General features: G+C 69.7%; 16 protein-coding genes and 1 tRNA gene. 9 read left to right on the top strand and 8 right to left on the bottom strand.

Features of this window, described 5'->3' with window-relative positions; all coding sequences use genetic code 11:
• Window positions 1-200: 200 nt before the first annotated feature.
• The 3 genes from U1872_RS09225 to U1872_RS09215 all read left to right on the top strand — a co-directional run bounded on the left by U1872_RS09225 (window position 201) and on the right by U1872_RS09215 (window position 4,476).
• Window positions 201-806 carry a PRC-barrel domain containing protein gene (locus U1872_RS09225; protein WP_332792581.1) on the top strand — a complete coding sequence of 202 codons (606 nt, stop codon included), beginning with the start codon at window positions 201-203 and terminating at the stop codon, window positions 804-806.
• The gene (locus U1872_RS09220) at window positions 793-3,981 is read left to right on the top strand and encodes a TRCF domain-containing protein (RefSeq protein ID WP_332792580.1); all 3,189 of its coding nucleotides are present in this window, start codon (window positions 793-795) and stop codon (window positions 3,979-3,981) included. The genes U1872_RS09225 and U1872_RS09220 overlap by 14 nt, the downstream gene beginning before the upstream one ends.
• Before the next feature lie 69 nt (window positions 3,982-4,050).
• A complete protein-coding gene (locus tag U1872_RS09215; RefSeq protein WP_332792788.1) occupies window positions 4,051-4,476 on the top strand; it encodes a pyridoxamine 5'-phosphate oxidase family protein in 426 nt (141 codons plus the stop codon).
• Window positions 4,477-4,478: 2 nt separating this feature from the next.
• On the opposite strand, the gene U1872_RS09210 is transcribed toward U1872_RS09215, so the two are convergent.
• The 3 genes from U1872_RS09210 to U1872_RS09200 all read right to left on the bottom strand — a co-directional run bounded on the left by U1872_RS09210 (window position 4,479) and on the right by U1872_RS09200 (window position 7,039).
• Window positions 4,479-5,372 (bottom strand): DUF4886 domain-containing protein, encoded by an 894-nt coding sequence (locus tag U1872_RS09210; RefSeq protein ID WP_332792579.1) that lies wholly within the window; start codon window positions 5,370-5,372, stop codon window positions 4,479-4,481.
• A 7-nt stretch (window positions 5,373-5,379) separates the two neighbouring features.
• Entirely contained in the window at window positions 5,380-6,693 is a 1,314-nt protein-coding gene (locus U1872_RS09205; RefSeq protein ID WP_332792578.1) for a dicarboxylate/amino acid:cation symporter, read from the bottom strand.
• 82 nt (window positions 6,694-6,775) lie between these two features.
• Window positions 6,776-7,039 carry a DksA/TraR family C4-type zinc finger protein gene (locus U1872_RS09200; RefSeq protein ID WP_332792577.1) on the bottom strand — a complete coding sequence of 88 codons (264 nt, stop codon included), beginning with the start codon at window positions 7,037-7,039 and terminating at the stop codon, window positions 6,776-6,778.
• A gap of 198 nt (window positions 7,040-7,237) precedes the next feature.
• On the opposite strand from U1872_RS09200, the gene U1872_RS09195 reads away from it, so the two are divergent.
• Together U1872_RS09195 and U1872_RS09190 are read left to right on the top strand one after the other, a co-directional pair.
• On the top strand, window positions 7,238-7,501 hold the full coding sequence (locus U1872_RS09195; RefSeq protein WP_332792576.1) for a hypothetical protein: 264 nt from the start codon (window positions 7,238-7,240) through the stop codon (window positions 7,499-7,501).
• An 85-nt stretch (window positions 7,502-7,586) separates the two neighbouring features.
• Entirely contained in the window at window positions 7,587-8,657 is a 1,071-nt protein-coding gene (locus U1872_RS09190; RefSeq protein WP_332792575.1) for an extracellular catalytic domain type 1 short-chain-length polyhydroxyalkanoate depolymerase, read from the top strand.
• Between the two features lie 6 nt (window positions 8,658-8,663).
• Here U1872_RS09190 and U1872_RS09185 read toward each other — a convergent pair whose 3' ends face one another.
• Window positions 8,664-9,413: an SDR family oxidoreductase gene (locus tag U1872_RS09185; RefSeq protein WP_332792574.1), complete on the bottom strand. Its 750-nt coding sequence runs from the start codon at window positions 9,411-9,413 to the stop codon at window positions 8,664-8,666.
• 105 nt (window positions 9,414-9,518) lie between these two features.
• Between U1872_RS09185 and U1872_RS09180 the strand changes: the two genes are divergently transcribed.
• From U1872_RS09180 to U1872_RS09165, 4 genes are all read left to right on the top strand, one after another.
• Window positions 9,519-9,917: a winged helix-turn-helix transcriptional regulator gene (locus U1872_RS09180; RefSeq protein ID WP_332792573.1), complete on the top strand. Its 399-nt coding sequence runs from the start codon at window positions 9,519-9,521 to the stop codon at window positions 9,915-9,917.
• A complete protein-coding gene (locus tag U1872_RS09175) occupies window positions 9,914-11,428 on the top strand; it encodes a cation:proton antiporter (protein ID WP_332792572.1) in 1,515 nt (504 codons plus the stop codon). The genes U1872_RS09180 and U1872_RS09175 overlap by 4 nt, the downstream gene beginning before the upstream one ends.
• Window positions 11,429-11,555: 127 nt before the next feature.
• A complete protein-coding gene (locus U1872_RS09170; RefSeq protein ID WP_332792571.1) occupies window positions 11,556-12,950 on the top strand; it encodes an FAD-containing oxidoreductase in 1,395 nt (464 codons plus the stop codon).
• A 473-nt stretch (window positions 12,951-13,423) separates the two neighbouring features.
• A complete protein-coding gene (locus U1872_RS09165) occupies window positions 13,424-16,573 on the top strand; it encodes a YadA-like family protein (protein ID WP_332792570.1) in 3,150 nt (1,049 codons plus the stop codon).
• 100 nt (window positions 16,574-16,673) lie between these two features.
• Here U1872_RS09165 and U1872_RS09160 read toward each other — a convergent pair.
• The 4 genes from U1872_RS09160 to U1872_RS09145 all read right to left on the bottom strand — a co-directional run bounded on the left by U1872_RS09160 (window position 16,674) and on the right by U1872_RS09145 (window position 18,489).
• Window positions 16,674-16,749 (bottom strand) — tRNA-Phe (locus U1872_RS09160).
• A 30-nt stretch (window positions 16,750-16,779) separates the two neighbouring features.
• Window positions 16,780-16,965 (bottom strand): DNA gyrase inhibitor YacG, encoded by a 186-nt coding sequence (locus U1872_RS09155; RefSeq protein WP_332792787.1) that lies wholly within the window; start codon window positions 16,963-16,965, stop codon window positions 16,780-16,782.
• On the bottom strand, window positions 16,965-17,921 hold the full coding sequence (locus U1872_RS09150; protein ID WP_332792569.1) for a ribonuclease: 957 nt from the start codon (window positions 17,919-17,921) through the stop codon (window positions 16,965-16,967). Before U1872_RS09150 ends, U1872_RS09155 begins: the two co-directional genes overlap by 1 nt.
• The gene (locus U1872_RS09145) at window positions 17,914-18,489 is read right to left on the bottom strand and encodes a Maf family protein (RefSeq protein ID WP_332792568.1); all 576 of its coding nucleotides are present in this window, start codon (window positions 18,487-18,489) and stop codon (window positions 17,914-17,916) included. Before U1872_RS09145 ends, U1872_RS09150 begins: the two co-directional genes overlap by 8 nt.
• Between the last annotated feature and the right edge of the window lie 12 nt (window positions 18,490-18,501).

Genomic DNA, 18,501 nt, shown 5'->3' with positions numbered 1-18,501 from the left:
CCGTAAGACGCTGTGATACGGAACATATGGACGGGTGATCCTGTTCCCGTGGGTCGTGCGCAAGACGCTGGAAAGGCTGGCAACTTGATCGGTGTTAAGTCGCCGGTGGGCTGACGTTTTTCCTGGAGCGAATCTGCAAGTCCGACCGTTGGGCGCTCTCGATACGCAGAGAGGCATGCCCCCACGATGACCGAGCGATCATGACCGTGAGCGACCTTGCCGGCTGGATCGGCCCTGCCGCGACGATGATCGCGGCGCTGATGACTGCGGCAAATCTCGGCGCGCGGGTGACCGGCTGGGGCTTCGTCGTGTTCGCGATCGGGTCGGTCGCCTGGTCGATCGTCGCGATCGGCAGCGGGCAGCAAAATCTGCTGTGGACCAATGGCTTCCTCAGTTTAGTCAACTTGCTTGGAATCTGGCGCTGGCTCGGACGGCAGGCGCGCTATGACGATGGCAGCAAGGCGGCGAGCGTCCATAGCGCGCGCGCGGAAGTGCCGACGCTGTTCTCGGTCGGGTCGATCGTCGGTGCGCCGCTGCGCGGAAAGGGCGGGGTGACGCTCGGCACCGTGGTCGATGCGATGACGCGCTGCGCCGACTCGACGCTCGCTTATGTCGTGGTGAGCGAAGGCGGGGTCGCCGGGGTGGGCGAGCGCCTGCGCGCGCTGCGGCCCGAAGACCTGCATTTTTCGGCCGATGGCCCGCGCTGCGACCTCGATGCCGCGGCGCTCGCGCAGCGCCCCGAGCTGCGCCAGGGCGAATGGCCGATCGACCTTCCACACCTGGAGACGCCCCATGCTGCTCGCTGACGCTGGTCCGGCGACCGCCACCAAGACCGTGGCGCAGGAAGATGCGGCGGCCGCCATCGTCGCGACCCGCCTCGCCGAAGCGCTCGAGACGGGCGACGTGCTCTTCGTCGCGAGCGACGAACAACGCGCCGACGCAGTGGCGGAAGCGCTGCGCTGCGCCGCACCGGCCGCCGCGGTGATCCACAGCCCGTCGAGCGATGCGCTGCCCGGCGACACCGCGCCCGCCTCGCCGACCAATGTCGGGCGGCGCGTCGCCGCGCTGCGCAGCCTGCGGCTCGCGCTGCAGGAGGGCAGCCGCCTGGCGTTCATCACCACCGCGGAAGCCGCCGCATCGGCCTATCCGCCACCGGCCGCGTTCGACGAAGCGCCACCGACGCTGACGCAGGGCGATGCGATCGACATGGCCGCGCTCGCCGCGACGCTCGCCGAGATCGGCTATGTGCCCGACGACCGGGTGGACGAGCCCGGCGAGATGGCGTTGCGCGGGCATGTCATCGATCTCTTCCCGGCCGATGCGCTCGGCCCGGTGCGGATCGAGATCGTCGACGACGCGATTGGCGCGATCCGGCTGTACGATCCCGTCTCGCAGCTCGGCACCGAGGCGATCGACCATGTTCAGATCGGACGCGTGACCGAACCCAAGATCGGCAACGATTGGGTGCCGTTGTTTGCGCATCTCCCCGATGCAGCGGTCGCGGTCGATCCGGGCGCGGCGGTGCGGCGCGATCGCTTTGTCGGGCTCGCGCGCGCGGCGGCCAAGGCGCGCGGGCAGGATGGCTTGCCGATCGTCGATGCCAAGGCCTGGGATGTGGCGATCAAGCCGCGCACCCGCGTCTCGGTCGCGGCGGGCGACGAGCAGAGCGTGCCGCGCTTCGTCGAGCGCAAGGCGCCCGCGCGGGCCTATGCGCGCATCGCCAAGGCGGCGATCGCGCAGCGCGACCGGATCGTTCTGCTTGGTGCGGCGCGCGACCTGCGCTTCCTCGCGCCGCGGCTGGCCAAGGCGCAGGGGCTCGCATTTACCGCGATCGACGGCTGGGCCGATGTTGCAAGCCAGCCGGCGGGGAGCGCGGTAATGCTCGCCATGCCGGCCGAGCATGGCTGGCAGGCGCCGGGGCTGACCGTCATCGCGGCGGCGGATCTGCTCGGCAGCCGGGTCCAGGCGGTCGCCGCGACCTCCGATGCGGCGGCGGCACTGCGCGGCGACATGGGCGACATCCGCTGCGGCGATGTCGTGGTGCATGAGGATTTCGGGATCGGGATCGTCGCCGGAATCGAACCGCTCGGGCTCGAAGCGGGCGCGGGCGACGCGATCGTCCTGGAATATGCCGGCGGCGGGCGTCGGCTGGTGCCGGTCGCCGATGCCGACCGGATCTGGCGCTACGGCGCCGACCAGGACGCGGTGACGCTCGACAAGCTCGACGGGTCGAGCTGGGAGAAGCGGCGCGGCGCGATCGACGCGGCGATCGCCGAGAGCGCGCGCGGGCTGACCGCGCTCGCCGCCGAGCGGGCGCGCAAGACCGCCGACGTGATCGATCCCGACGTCGCCGCCTATGAGCGCTTCGCCGCCGGCTTCGCCTTCACCGAGACGCCCGACCAGGCGCGCGCGATCGCCGCGTCGCGCGACGACCTCGCCGCGGGCAAGCCGATGGACCGGCTCGTCGTCGGCGACGTCGGCTATGGCAAGACCGAGGTCGCGTTGCGCGCGGCGGCACTCGTAGCGCTCGCCGGCAAGCAGGTCGCGATCGCCGCGCCGACGACGGTGCTGGTGCGCCAGCATCTCGATCTGTTCGGCAAGCGCTTCGCCGACAGCGGGCTGCAGGTCGCCGGCCTGTCGCGGCTGTCGAGCGCGGCCGAGAAGAAGGCGGTCAAGGCCGGCCTCGTCGACGGGTCGATCGCGATCGTGATCGGCACCGGCGCAGTCGCCGCCAAGGACGTCGCCTACAAGGATCTCGGCCTGGTCGTGATCGACGAGGAGCAGCGCTTCGGTGCCGCCGACAAGGCCAAGCTGCGCGGGCTCAATGCCGAGGGGCATGTGCTGACGCTAACCGCGACGCCGATCCCGCGCACGTTGCAGACCGCACTGATCGGGTTGCAACAGGTCTCGGTGATCGCGACGCCGCCGGCGCGGCGCCAGCCGATCCGTACCAGCGTCGGCACCTTCGATCCCGTGCTCGTCCGCACCGCCTTGCTGCGCGAACGCGAACGCGGCGGGCAGAGCTTCCTCGTCGTGTCGCGGATCGAGGACATGGCGCCAATGGCCGAGCGGCTCGCCAAGCTGGTGCCCGATCTCGTCGTGCGCCAGGCGCATGGCAAGATGCCCGCCGCGGAGATCGACGCGGCGATGGTCGGCTTCGCCAATGGCGATGGCGACGTGTTGCTCGCCACCAACATCGTCGAGGCGGGGCTCGACGTGCCGCGCGCCAATACGATGATCGTGTGGCGCGCCGACCGCTTCGGGCTGTCGCAGCTTCACCAGTTGCGCGGGCGCGTCGGGCGCGGCGGGCGGCGTGGGCAGATCCTGCTGCTGACCGATCCCGACTCGCCGGTCGCCGAGGCGACGCTCAAGCGGCTGCGCACGCTCGAAGCGCTCGACCGGCTCGGCGCGGGCTTTGCGATCAGCGCGCGCGATCTCGACATGCGCGGGGCGGGCGATCTGCTCGGCGATGCGCAGGCCGGGCACATGAAGCTGATCGGCGTCGACCTGTACCATTATCTGCTCGAGGCCGCGCTGCGCACCGCGCGCGGCGAGACGGTCGAGCGCTGGACCCCCGAGCTCCATCTCGGCGTCGCCGGGAGCCTGCCCGAGGATTGGATCCCCGAGGCCGACGTTCGCGTCGCGCTTTATGGCCGGCTGTCGCGGCTGACCGAGATGCGCGCGCTCGACGCGTTCGAGGCCGAGTTGCAGGATCGCTTCGGCGCATTGCCCGATGCGGCGCAGGCGCTGCTCGCGGTCGCCCGGCTGCGGATGCTGGCGCGGGCGGCCCGGATCGCGCGGATCGATGCCGGACCCGCGGCGATCGCGCTGACCCCGCGCCCCGATTTCGACGGTGACGCCGACGCGGCCGGGCTCGAGGCGAAGGGCGATCGGTTGCTGTTGCGCGAGGCGAGCGACGATGCCGGCGCGCAGCTGGGGCGGATCGAGGCGCTGCTCGAGATGCTCGCCGGCGAGGGATGACGGCTTAGTGCGGAACTTCGCGCGTTGCCGCCGATTGGATCAGACAGGATAGAGGAGAGCGATGTGACGATGAGCCTTGAGGATCTGGCCGCAGCGATGCGCAAGATCGATTTCACGATGCTGACGACGGTCGCCTCCGATGGCGGGCTGGCGGCGCGGCCGATGAGCAACAATGCCGATGTCGATTATGACGGCGACAGCTGGTTCTTCGCGCTCGAGGATACGCTGACGGTGCAGGAGATCGCGGCCAACCCCAAGGTCGGCATGACGCTCCACGGCAATTCGAGCCTGCTCGGCAAGCCGCCCTTGTTCATCGCAGCGGCAGGCGAGGCCGAACTGATCCGCGACAAGGCGGTGTTCGAGGCGCACTGGAACCCCGATCTCGAGCGCTGGTTCGAACAGGGTGTCGACACGCCCGGGCTGGTGCTGATCAAGGTCCATGCTCACCGCGTCCATTACTGGAACGGCGAGGATCAGGGAGAAGTTCGCCCCTGACCCTAGCGGCGCGGGCGCGTCTCGGCGGCGAGCTGATCGTGCGCGACGCGTTGCAGTGCGCTCGCCTGCGCGGGGGATAGCCCCAGTTCGTCGGCGGCGTGCTCGTCCTTGCCGAGCGTCAGCGGGTCGACTCCGGTGATCCGCCCGAACACGATCAGCGCCTCGAGATAATAGCCGTAGATGCTGGCGTGATACTGGTCGTAGCTCCACAGATCGAGCCGGCCGAACGGCACGCCGTCATACGGGTTGGCGTCGGCCACCCCGGTCGCGATCGCGCGGTTCCACGCTTCGCCGACCGGCAGGATGCCGACCGGGCCACGCGTCGCCGCGCGCGCGCGATCGGCGGCGACGCGCAGATCGAGCGCCATCGCGGTGACGGGCTTGCCGTACCAGTGGCCGCGCGGGCGATAGGTCTCGTCGGCGCGCGACCAGGTCGCCATCAGCTCGAGCTGTACCGCGGGATTGTAGCCGCGGAACAGCGCCGCCAGCCGCGGCACGTCGCGGACATAGCCGCGCGGGTCGCCGGGGCGCTCGCGGTCGAGCGTGCTATATTCCTGCAACACGACGACGTCCCACGCGCGCTCGAACAGCTGGCGCCGCTCGTCATAATGGAAGCCGAGCGTCTGGCCGCCCTGCGTTTCGAGGCTGACGGCGTAGTTGAGCCCGACCTCCTCGGTGAAAAACTTGAAGAGCGCGGGGACGCCGCCATAGCCGTCGCGATTGAGGTCGATCACGCTGTTCGCGCGCCAGTTGCGCAGCGCCGAATGCGCGCCCTGCGTGAAGCTGTTGCCGATGAACAGGATGGTGCGCGGCCGCGGCTGTGCCAGCGCCGGGGCGACCGAGGCCAAGGCCAGCGCTGCTGCCGCGAGCAGTTTAAGCGAACGATACAATGCCATGAATCCCTCAGCGTGCCGTCACGTCGGCGGTCTTGCCGGCATTGCGCAGCGTGGCGTCGAGCGTGGCGTGGTCGAGCTTGCCCTCCCAGCGCGCGACGACGATCGAGGCGACCGCATTGCCGATGAAATTGGTGAGGCTGCGGCACTCGCTCATGAAGCGATCGACCCCGAGGATCAGCGCCATCCCCGCGACGGGCACCGACGGCACGATCGACAGCGTCGCGGCGAGCGTGATGAAGCCCGCGCCGGTCACGCCCGCTGCCCCCTTCGAACTCAGCATCGCCACGCCGACGAGCAGCAACTGGTCGCCGATCGAGAGGTGCACGCCGCACGCCTGCGCGATGAACAACGCCGCCAGCGTCATGTAGATGTTGGTGCCGTCGAGGTTGAACGAATAGCCGGTCGGCACGACCAGCCCGACCACGCCGCGATCGCACCCCGCCGCCTCGAGCTTGGTGATGAGGTTGGGCAGCGCCGCCTCGGACGACGAGGTGCCGAGCACGAGCAGCAACTCGGCCTTGAGATAGACGATCAACCGGACGATCGAGAAACCGTGCAACCGCGCGACGGTGCCGAGGATCACCAGCACGAACAGGATCGACGTCAGATAGAAGGTCGCGACCAGACCGCCGAGATTGACCAGCGTCCCCGCGCCATATTTGCCAACGGTGAAGGCGATCGCGCCGAACGCGCCGATCGGCGCGGCGCGCATCAGGATGCCGACCAGCCGGAACACGATCAGCCCGAGCCGCTCGATCAGGTCGAGCACCGGTTCGGCGGGCTTGCCGACCAGGCTCAGCGCGATGCCGAACAGGATCGCGACGAACAGCGTCTGCAGGATCGACCCCTCGGTCAGCGCCGAAACCATCGTGTTGGGGATGATCGCCATCAGGAAGCCGACGACGGTCGTCTCGTGCGCCTGATGCGCATAATCGGCGACCGCGCCGGCATCGAGCGTCGCGGGATCGACGTTCATCCCGGCGCCTGGCTGGATGACGTTGCCGACGATCAGCCCGAGGATCAGAGCGAGCGTCGAGAAGAACAGGAAATAGCCGAACGCCTTGGCGGCGACGCGGCCGACCGTGCGCAGCTCGCGCATGCCCGCGATGCCGCTGACGAGTGTCAGGAAGATCACCGGCGCGATCACCATCTTGACCAGCTTGATGAAGCCGTCGCCGAGCGGCTTCAGCGCCTCGCCGGTGGCGGGCCAGAGATGCCCAACCAGCGCGCCGAGCACGATCGCGGTCAGCACCTGGACATAGAGGTGACGATAGAAAGGGGTGTGGCCGACGGCGGCGACCGGTGCGGGTGGGATCGTCATGGTCTCTTTCGACGCCAGGGCAGCTGCCAGCCCCTATCGGGACTCTCGCGCCCGACTGCAAACGCCGTTTGCCCTGCCGACGCTATCGCAGCTGGCTGTCCTTGCTGCCACGACGGTTGATCCCGACGCTGCGCTGCTTGGCGTCGCGCGAGGCCTGGCAGCCGATGCAGGTGCGCGCGCCGGGCAGCGCCTGGCGCCGCGCCTCGGGAATCGGCTCGCCGCATTCGTCGCAATAGAGCGCCGCCTCGCCGGCCAGCAGCCGCGCGCGCGCCGCAAGCACCGCATCCGCCACGGTATCGTCGATCTGATCCTGTACCGCGCCGTCCTGCGCCCAGCCGTTTGCCATGCTCGCTTCCAATCTGTTGGAGTCGAGATAGGAAGCGGCGTTCTTTTTCCAATAGTTGTGCTTGCCAGCTGCCACCTTCTGCTCGACACGATCGTTGAGATCGCATCCGGCGCAAGACTGGCGACGCGACAAGGAGGCACGACGTGACGAGCATGACTGCACACCCCAGGGTTGCGGCCCGGCCGGAGGAACGCCGGCATGGGTGAGATCGACCGGCTGGTGCCCTCAGGCTTGATCGAACAATGGGCGATGCATCTGCGCCGCGAGCGATCGCGCGCTGCGGATTCGATCTGGCTGATCGACAATGGCTTCACCGTGCATGACGGTCGCGACGGTATGCCGACCGAGGACGCGACTGCGCGCCGCCGCGCTGAACTCGAAGCGACTGTCGCCGAAGTCACTGCGTTGCTGGCGCAATATGACGCGATTAACCTGCGACGGCCGCAAGATATGGCGGCCTGATCGACGCGATTATTGTGCGCTGCAGCATAATCCCTATCTTGAGCGTTACAGCCTGCAAGGGCAGCATTGAGATACGAGGTTTGTCATGCGCAGCATTTCCGACACGCTCGCGCGAATGGCGGCGTACCAGCACCCGATCGGCCTCGCGTCCGCCACCCCGAGCCGGCTCGCGCCGTTTGAGGATTTCGGCGCCAATCCGGGGGCGCTCGCCGCGCACGTCTACATCCCGCCGCAGCTCGCGCCCGGCGCACCGCTGGTCGTCGCACTCCACGGCTGCACGCAGACGGCGGCCGACTATGATCTCGGAACCGGCTGGTCGACGCTCGCCGACGCGGCGGGGTTCGCGCTGCTGCTTCCCGAGCAGCGGCGCGCCAACAACGCCAATCTGTGCTTCGGCTGGTTCGAGCCGGGCGACATCGCGCGCCACGGCGGCGAGGCCGAGTCGATCGCGCAGATGGTGACCGCGCTGGTCGCCAGGCACGGTCTCGACCCGCGCCGCATCTTCGTCACCGGCCTGTCGGCGGGCGGGGCGATGACCGCGGTGATGCTCGCCACCTATCCCGAGCTGTTCGCCGCCGGAGCGATCATCGGCGGGCTGCCCTATGGCGGCGCGAGCGGAGTCGCGCAGGCGCTCGACCGGATGCGCGGGCATGGCGCGGCGTCCGACGCCGAGGCTGCCGACGCCGTCCGCGCCGCGGCACCCGGCGCTACGCGGTCCTATCCTGCGGTCTCGATCTGGCAGGGCGGCAGCGATACGACGGTTGTGGCCGCCAATGCCGACCGGCTCGTCGGCCAGTGGCGCACGGTGCACGGCCTTCCCGCCGTCCCGAGCGAGACCAAGCGCGGCACCGGCTGGGAGCACAAGGTCTGGCGCGATCGCGCCGGGGGCGCCGCAGTCGAGCAGTGGAGCATCGCCGCGATGGGGCATGGCGTGCCGATCGACCCGACCGGCGCGGCGGCGCTCGGCGAGGCCGGGCCGTATATGCTCGACGTCGGGCTATCGAGCACGCAGGCGATCGCCGCGTCGTGGGGGCTGGTCGCGGTCGATCGGCGCGCCCGCACCGCGCATGCCCCGCCGCCGTCGGGCAAGGCCCCGTCGGTGCAGGTGCGCGAGTCGATCGAGCGGGCGATGCGCTCGGCCGGGCTGCTGCGCTGAGCGCGCTTATCCGCCGTTGAGCCGCGCGAACACGGCCGCGTAGCTTCCGTCGCGCTCGGCGTGGCGCAGGAAACCGACGCGCTCGACGAGATTTTCGGGACCGTGCGGCTGCGCCTTAAGGTTGGCGATCGTCTCGGCGATATAGGCGTCGAGCGGCATCGAATGCGGGTTAGCGGCGTGCCCCGGCATCAGGTCGGTGGCGACCGCGGGCGGGGCGATCTCGATCACGTCTACCGTGGTGGCGCGCAACTGCTGGCGCAGCGACTGGCTGTAGGAATGGATTGCCGCCTTGGTCGCCGAATAGGTCGGTGTCGCGGTGAGCGGGACGAACGCCAGCCCCGAAGACACCGTCATGATCGTCGCCGCCGGCTGCGCCTTGAGGTGCGGGAGCAATGCGGCGATCAGCCGGATCGGGCCGAGCAGGTTGGTCGCGATCGTCGCCTCGGCGTCCGTCAGGTCGACCGGTTCGGCGGTCAGATCCTCGGCGATCATGATCCCGGCGTTGTTGATGACGACGTTGAGATCGGGGAAGCGCGCGGTGATAGCGGCGGCGAAAGGCGCGATTGCCGCGGCGTCGGCAATATCGAGCACGGCGGTCTCGAGTCCGGGAGTGGCCGCCGCCGCTGCGTCGAGCGTGCTCGCGCGGCGCCCCGCGATGATCACGCGGTTCCCTTCCGCCTGCAGCGCGACGGCGAGCGCGTGACCGATCCCTGAGCCGCCGCCGGTGATCAGGATGGTGTTGCCGGAAATGTTCATTGCAGGGGCCTCTCGGGGTTTCGCTGGCGTTGACCGGGCTTTACGGCCGACACGTACCAACGGAAAGAAGGCACCGAAAAGTGCGGTACTAACCCCGAGGAAACCATGGCCACCGCCCCGCATCCGCACACCGCAGCCCACGCCTATCCCGACAATCTCGATCCGCGCGTCGAGGCGCTGGTGACCGAGGTGATCGGGCGCGTCGCCGACAAATGGACGATGATCGTTCTCGAGGTGCTGACCGAACATGGCGAACTGCGCTTCTCGCGCGTCGCCGCGCTGGCCGAAGGAATCAGCCAGAAGATGCTGACGCAGACGCTGCGCCACATGGAGCGCGACGGGCTGGTGATCCGCACCGTCCATCCGGTCGTGCCGCCCAAGGTCGAATATCGGCTGACCGATCTCGGCTTAAGCTTGAGCGAAGCGTTTTGCGGGGTGTGGAGCTGGGCGGCGACCAACCTTGCGCGGATCGATGCGGCGCGTGCCGCGTTTGATTCGCGGTGACCTTTCTCGAAAGCCTGCTGGCGCTCCTCTTCGCGGCGATAGCCTCGCTGCAAGTGTCGCGACGGCTGCGGTTGCCCTATCCCGCGATGCTCGCACTCGGCGGCGTGGTCGTCGCGTTCATTCCGGGAGCGCCGACGATCGCGATCGATCCCGGCACCGCGCTCGCGCTGTTCATCGCGCCCGTCCTGCTCGACGCCGCCTTCGACTTTCCGCTGGGGGCAGCGCAAAAGCTGTGGCGCCCGCTGGCGATCCTCGCGGTCGGCGCGATTCTGGTGACGACCGCGGCTGTGACGTGGATCGGCGTCGCCTTCGTCGGGCTGCCGCTCGCCGCCGCGGTCGCGCTCGGGGCGATCGTCGCGCCGCCCGATGCAGCGGCGGCGACCGCGGTGCTCGGCACCGTCTCGCTGCCAAAACGAACGATCGCGGTGCTGAAGGGCGAGAGCCTGTTCAACGATGCTACCGCGCTGTTGCTGTTCGGCGCCGCGCTGGCGGTGCAGGCGAGCGGCGGCTTCGGCACTGGGGTCGCGCTCCAGCTCGCGCTGGCCGCACCGGGCGGGCTCGTCTTCGGCATCGCCGCGGCGCTGGTGACGCGCTGGCTCGGGCGCTTCGTCGCGGAGACGCTCGGCGGCAATATCTTGCAGTTCGTCAACGCCTTCGCGGTGTGGATCATCGCCGAGCGGCTCCACCTGTCGCCGGTGCTCGCGGTGGTCGGCTGCGCGATGACGCTGGCGCGCTCGGGCGACGGCGGCTCGCCGCGGATGCGCGTCCACAGCTTCGCGGCGTGGGCGACCGTGGTGTTCCTGCTCAACGTGCTCGCCTTCCTGCTGATGGGGATGCAGGCGCGGCTGATCGTCGGGCGTATGACGACGGTGCATCTGTGGGATTCGCTCGCCGTCGCCGGATGGGTGATCGTCGCCGTGATCGTTTCGCGGATCGCGCTGGTGATGACGTGGAACCTGCTCGCGGCGCGCTTCGCGCCGGTGCGCGGCGATCTCGCGCCGCCGAGCGTCGGGCAGGGCGTGTTCGTTGCCTGGTGCGGGATGCGCGGCCTGCTCACGCTAGCCACCGCATTCGCGCTGCCGGCCACCTTCCCGCAGCGCGACACCGTGGTGCTGACCGCCTTCGCCGTCGTGCTGGCGACCCTGATCCTGCAGGGCATGACGCTGCGCCCGCTGATCCACTGGCTCGGGCTCGACCGGATCGACGATCCCGAGCAGGAGGTGGCCGAGGCGCGCGACGAGCTGGCCCAGGCCGCGACCGCCGCGCTCGCGCAGATCGACGGCGAGGAAGCCGCGCATATCCGCTATGCCTATGCGTTGCAGGACAGCCCGGCCGGCGCGCGGTACCGCGATGCCGGGCTCGCTGCGGTCGCCGCCGAACGCGCCGAGCTCGAGGCGTTGCGCGACGCGCACCGGCTGAGCGACGAGAGCTATTACCGGCTGCAGGAAGAGATCGACTGGCGCGAGCTCGCGCTGCTGCCCGAGGGCGAGCGGCGGATCGAGGAAAGTTGACCCGTTTGACCCGGCCGGCGTGGCATGGGACGATGCGCCTTCCTTTTTACGAAGGGGATTGCCGCATGATCGCTCCCGCCTTGGTCCTGTCGATCGTCGCGCGACTCCGCCGGCTGGCGGGCGCGCTGTGACACGGCGGTTCGATGCGATCGTCGTCGGCGCCGGGCAGGCAGGCCCGCCGCTCGCCGCGCGGCTGACCGGGGCGGGCCTGTCGGTCGCGCTGATCGAGCGCAAGCTGATCGGCGGCACCTGCGTCAACACCGGCTGCATGCCGACCAAGACGCTCGTCGCCAGCGCCGAGATCGCACAGCGCGTGCGCCGCGCCGTCGACTATGGCGTCCGCGCCGGCCCGGTCGCGATCGACATGCCCGTCGTCGCGGCGCGCGCGCGCAAGGTGATCCTCGACGCGCGCGGTGGCAACGAGCGCTGGCTGGCGAAGATGGAGCGGCTGACCCTTCTGCGCGGCCATGCCCGCCTCACCGGTCCCGACACGCTGACGGTCGATGGCGAGACGCTTTCGGCACCGCGCATCTTTCTCAACGTCGGGGCGCGGGCGAGCGTCCCCGACATGCCGGGCGTGCGAGACGTTCCGCACCTCGACAATACCGATATGGTCGCGCTGACGCGGGTGCCCGAGCATCTCGTCGTCGTCGGCGGCAGTTATATCGGGCTCGAGTTCGCGCAGATGTATCGGCGTTTCGGTGCGGCGGTGACGGTGGTCGAGCGCGCCGAGCGGTTGATCGCGCGCGAGGATCCCGAAATTTCCGATGCGATCCGCCAGATCCTCGAGGATGAGGGTATCACCGTGCGCGCCGGCGCGACGTGCATTGGCTTTGCGCCGCATCCGGCGGGAGTCGCGGTGCGCGTCGACTGTCACGACGGTGCGCCGGTGGTGGTCGGCAGCGACGTCTTGCTCGCGGTCGGGCGGCGGCCCAATACCGACGATCTCGGGCTCGCCGCGGCGGGCGTGGCGACCGACGACCGGGGCTACATCACCGTCGATGACGGGCTGCAGACCAACGTCCCGGGGATCTGGGCGCTCGGGGACTGCAACGGGCGTGGCGCCTTCACGCATACCGCCTACAACGATTTCGAGATCGTTGCCGCCAATCTGCTCGACGGCGAAGCGCGCAAGGTGAGTGCGCGGATTCCGGGCTACGCGCTCTATATCGATCCGCCGCTTGGCCGAGTCGGGATGACTCAGGCGCAGGCAGCCGAATCGGGTCGCCCGCTCCTCGTCGCGACGCGCCCAATGACGCGCGTCGGCCGCGCGATCGAGAAAGGCGAGACCAAGGGCTTGATCAAGATCGTCGCCGATGCCGCAACGCGGCGCATCCTAGGCGCTGCGATCCTTGGGACCGGCGGCGACGAGGCGATCCACGGCGTGCTCGACATGATGAACGCCGACCAGCCGATCGACGTGCTGCGCTGGGCGGTGCCGATCCACCCGACCGTGTCCGAGCTGATCCCGACCGTGCTCGGCAACCTTGCGCCGCCGGCGGCCGAGCAGACGAGCGGCTAGCGGTCGATCGGGCGGGACGGCGTTGATCCTGGCGGGCTGGAGCTTGTCGCGCTGACCTAAGCCGCGGTTCCCCGCCTGGCTCCGGGCCCCCGCATTCGGATCTCGCGAATCAACCACGGCGTGCCTTGCGCACGCTCCTCGAAGCGTCGGACGTTCCCCGTCGGCGCGGTGCGGCTTCGCGTCCACGCCGCGGCGACGATATTACGAAGGATAAAGACAAGTCCATGCAAAGATCGATCAATAAATCGATATGTTAAGACTAAAGTAGCGGATTGAAGCTCAGATAAAGGAGGGCGTAGAGGAGAAATTACATGTTTTGTGTAAAAACTACCAAGAGCGCTAATAGTTCGTCGAACGATCCTATGGTATTCTCCTCATACGAGATGCCAACGGCATCGCAATCGAATAGCGCAAAATCTGTACTTTGCCCACAAAGTCGCATCCGACGGCGCGGCGCCTTCGGAGTGCGCACCTTGCGGCACATCGTTTCGACCGGCGCGATCGCGCTGGCGACGCTGCTCGGCAGCCAGGCGCATGCGCAGGAAGCGCTGGTCGGGGTCTGCTCCGGGGTCAGCCTGCCGCGCTCGGTGGTCACCGACATCACCGGCAATGTGCTCGCGCCGGTGATCGCCCCGATCGAAGGGATCCTCGGCACGCTGACGCTCGGCACCGTCAATCTCAACCTCAGCGGCGCGCTGACCAACGCTGCCGCCGGAGCGCCGATCTCGCTCGGTGTGCTCGACGTCAACGGCAATGCGGTCAACCTCGCGACGACGCCGCGCTGCGTGTCGCAGGCCGACGGCTATACGCTGCGGACGCCCGCCGGGCTCGCTTTCGGCGGCAATCGCATCACCGGGCTCGGCACCGCCGGGCGTTTCGCCAGCGCCGCGGAGAGCAATGCGATCGCGCTGGGCGACGATTCGGTGACGGGCGCTGGCGCGGTCGGCGCGGTCGCGATCGGATCGGCGGCGCGCGTGACCGCGACCGGCGCGCTCGGCAGCGTCGCGCTCGGGCAGAATTCGCTCGCGACCGGCGCGACGCTCGGCACGGCGGCCTATCTCACCGGCGGCACCGCCGCAGCCGAGGTCAATATCGGCGATCGCCGCCTGACCGGGCTGGCGGCGGGCGCGACCGACACCGACGCGGTCAACGTCGCGCAGTTGAAGGCAGCGACGCTCGGCCTCGGGCCGGTCGATGCGATCACCTTCGATGCTGGGCTAGGCGTCTACAACGCGGCGCGCGGCGGCGTGCCGACCGCGATCACCAATGTCGCGCCGGCGGCGCTGACCGCGACATCGACCGATGCGGTCAACGGCTCGCAACTGTTCGCGACCAATGGCGCGGTTGCGGGGCTGCAGGCCAACGCCCTGCTCTATGATCCCGCGCTCACCGCCTTCACCGCGGCGCGTGGCGGTGCGCCGAGCACGATCACCAATGTCGCGCCGGCGGCGCTGACCGCGACCTCGACCGACGCGGTCAACGGCTCGCAGCTGTTCGCGACCAACCAGCAGGTCACGGGCAACACGACGGCGATTAGCAACCTCACCACCAACATCGCCAACGGCACGGCCGATCCGCTCGCGGTACGCTACGCCGACGCGACGAAGGGCACGCTCACGCTCGGTGGTGCGGGCGGGACGCTGGTCAGCAATGTCACGGCGGGTGCTTTGAGCGCCACATCGAGCGATGCGGTCAACGGGTCGCAGCTGTTCGCGACCAATGCGGCCGTCACGACCAACGCCGGCAACATCAGCACGCTGACGACCAACGTGAACGGGCTGCAGGGCAATGCCTTGCTGTTCGACGCCACGCTCAACGCCTACAATGCCGGGCGCGGTGGCGTGCCGACGGTGATCACCAACGTTGCGCCCGCCGCGCTCACCGCGACGTCGAGCGACGCGGTCAACGGGGCGCAGCTGTTCGGCACCAACCAGCTGGTCGCGGGCAACACCACCGCGATCACCAATCTCAGCGCGACGATCGCCAACGGCACGGCGGATCCGCTTGCGGTGCGCTATGCCGATGCGACCAAGGGCACTCTCACGCTCGGCGGTGTGAACGGCACGGTGGTCGGCAACGTCACGGCGGGGGCGCTGACCGCCACCTCGCGCGACGCGGTCAACGGGTCGCAACTGTTCGCGACCAACGCGGCGGTGACGAGCAACACCACCGCCATCGGCAGCCTGACCACCAACGTCTCGAGCCTGCAGGGCAACGCCTTGCTGTTCGATGCGGCGCTCAACGCCTACAATGCCGGGCGTGGCGGAGCCCCGACGGTGATCACCAACGTCGCGCCCGCTGCATTGACCGCGACCTCGACCGACGCGGTCAACGGGTCGCAGCTGTTCGCGACCAACCAGCAGGTCGCAACGCTCACCGCCAGCGTCGCCAACGGCACGGCGGATCCGCTTGCGGTGCGCTATGCCGATGCGACCAAGGGCACGCTCGCGCTGGGTGGTGCCAATGGCACCGTGGTGACCAATGTCGCAGCAGGCGCGGTCACCACGACCTCGACCGATGCGGTCAACGGCGCGCAGCTCAACGCCACCAACCAGGCGGTCGCCGCGGTCGACACCCGCGTCACAAACCTCGGCACGAGCGTGGCGAGCAGCCTGGGCGGCGGATCGGTGGTCAATGCCGATGGCAGCGTGACAGCCCCGACCTATCAGGTCGCGACGGTCGGCGCGGGGGGCACCACGACGACCAGCACCTACACCGACGTCGGCAGCGCGATCACCGGCCTCGGCAGCAGCATCAGCAACGTCAATACGCGGATCGCGGCAGCCACCGACCGGGCGGTCACCTATGACGGCGCGGTCGGCAGCGCCCGCGACACGCTGACGCTGGCCGGCGCGGGTGGCACGCGGATCGCCAACCTGAGCGCGGGGGCGGTCAACGCCACCTCGACCGATGCGGTGAACGGCGCTCAGCTCAATGCGGTCGGGCAGCAGGTCGCGGCGAACACGAGCAATATCACCACGCTCAATACCAATGTCACCAACCTGCAGAACGGCACGGCGGGGTTCTTCCGCGTCAACAATACCGCAAACAACCCGGCGCCGGTGGCGACGGGGGCGAATGCTATCGCGGCGGGCGGCGGGACGGTGTCGTCCGGCGCCAATGCCGTCGCGCTCGGCACCGCGGCGAGCGCGACCGGCGCGAACAGCGTCGCGCTGGGCAGCGGGTCGCTAGCGGATCGCGACAACAGCGTCTCGGTCGGCAGCGCCACGGCGACGCGGCAGCTGACCAATGTCGCGGCGGGGACGATGGCGACCGATGCGGTCAATCTGGGGCAGCTCACCAGCGGGCTCAACCAGACGCTGGCGTCGGCCAACGCCTATACCGACGGGCGCCTGGCGCAGGTCGGCTTCGACCTGCAGAACGTGCGGCGCGATGCCAATGGCGGCACGGCGGCGGCGATGGCGCTGGCGACGATCCCGCAGGCCTATGGGCCCGGCATGGGCATGGTCGGCGGCGGCGTCAGCACCTGGGGCGGCGAGCAGGCCTTCGCGATCGGCGTGTCGAAGGCGACGACCGATGGCGGGATCGTCGTCAAGGCCGGCGCGACGATCAACACCCGCGGCAAGGGCGGCGGCGCGGCAGGCGTCGGCTTCGCCTTCTAAGCGCGCCGCGAACCGGGGAGCGGGGCGGCACACGCCGCCGTCCTGCTCCCGCAGGTTCGTTTCGATGATTTGGGGAGCACCATGACCCTGGCGGGGAAAATGGTGCCCGAGGGCGGATTCGAACCACCGACACTGCGATTTTCAGTCGCATGCTCTACCAACTGAGCTACTCGGGCACACCCGAATTGCTCCGGGGAAGCGGCCTCTTAGTCGCGGTCTGGGGTGGTGTCTAGCCCGTCTTCTTCTTCTCCGGGCGGTGTGACCACCGGAATCGCATATCCTTCGCCGAGCCACTGCATCAGGTCGCGATCGCGGCAGCCTTGCGAACAGAAGGGCGCATGCGCCGCCGATGGCGGCTTGCCGCAGAGCGGACAGGGTTTGGAACGCGCCATCATGCCACCTCGAAGACCGGGGCCACGCCGGTACGCCGCGCCAGCTCGGCGATCCAGTCCGGATTGGCGAGCAAAACTTTTTGCACGGCCATGCTGACGCGGTGGCGTGACGGCACCGGCGGCGGGGTGCGCTCGATTCGCCGCAGCAGCGCGCGCGTGGCGGCAGCGGCGGGGGCGGCGCGAATCCGTTCGGGGAGCGAGACGCGCGCCCGGCGGCGGACGATCTGGACGAAACCGAAGCCGTTCATCGCGGTGCGCTCGAACGGCTGCGGGATCCCGGCGTCGAGCGCAGCATCGACCGCGGCGCGTGCGGCCTTGCCCTGCAGCGTCGGAAAGTCGATCCCGATCGAGCCGCCAATGTCGAGGCGGACGATCGCGGCGGCGACGGCATGCGCGGCGGCGAGCGCGAGCGGTTCGAGCGGGTGCTGTCCGTCGACGTCGAACAGCGTCATCGCCGGGGTCGGGCTCATCCGCAGCGCGCCGCCATTGGGGCCGGAAAAAGCGATGTCGCCGGTCTCGGCTTCCTCGAGAACCTCCGACCAGCCCGCCGCCTCGAAATGGTCGGGCTCATGCGCGAGGCAGAGCCGCACCGGCACGCCGGTCGCGCTGATTCGCTCGAGCAGCGTCGGGCCGGCGCGCTCGGGGCCTTCGGCGGGGCTGCAGCGCGGCAGCTTGGCGCGGCCGGGCTCGGGGATCGCCTCGCGCGTCAGCTCGACGAACAGCGTGGCGCCCTGTGTGATGCCGGGGGGCAGCGGCGACAGCATCGCCTCGCCGCCGGTGAAGGCGACTCGCCCCTCGCGGCCCTTGACGGTGATCTCGACCAGCCGCGCCGCCAGCACCGCGCCGAGCCGCGCGTCCGCTCGGTCGAGCTCGATGCGCGCCGCGCGAAGTGTGGCACCCTCGACCAGGATCGCGCGCGCCTCGCCGATCCCGGCCTCGTAGCGCCACTCAGCCAAGCGCGACGCCCGCGGCGAGCAGCAGCGCACGCGTTTCGAACAGGGGCAGGCCGATCACCCCCGAATGCGAGCCTGACAGCATCCGCACGAACGCCTCGGCGCGGCCCTGGATGGCATAGCCGCCGGCCTTGCCGAGCCCCTCGCCGCTGGCGATGTAGGCGTCGATCTCGGGCACGGAGAGCGGCTTGAACGCGACCGTCGTGTCCGACAGCCGGGTGCGCGCGGTGCCGTCCGCCGCGATCACGCAGACCGCGCTCAGGCAATGGTGGCGACGGCCCGAGAGCAGGCCGAGCAGGCGGCGCTGGATCTCCTCGGTATCGGCCGGCGGCAGGATGCGGCGGCCGCAGGCGATCGTCGTGTCGCCGGCGAGGACGATCTCGCCCGGGGCACGGCCCACCGCCTGCGCCTTGGCCACGGCCAGCCGCAGCGCATAGGCACGCGGAGCCTCGCCGGGCAGCGGCGATTCGTCGATGTCGGGCGATTCGATCCGCGTCGGCGTCACCCCCAGCCGCGCGAGCAGGTCGCGGCGGCGGGGCGAGGAGGAGGCGAGGACGAGCGGCGGCGTCACCGCTGCATCCCG

Source organism: Parasphingomonas frigoris, assembly GCF_036663815.1.
Taxonomy (GTDB): domain Bacteria; phylum Pseudomonadota; class Alphaproteobacteria; order Sphingomonadales; family Sphingomonadaceae; genus Sphingomonas.
The sequence above is the reverse complement of the archived record's forward strand: the minus strand, read 5'-3'. Positions and strand labels throughout refer to the sequence as shown.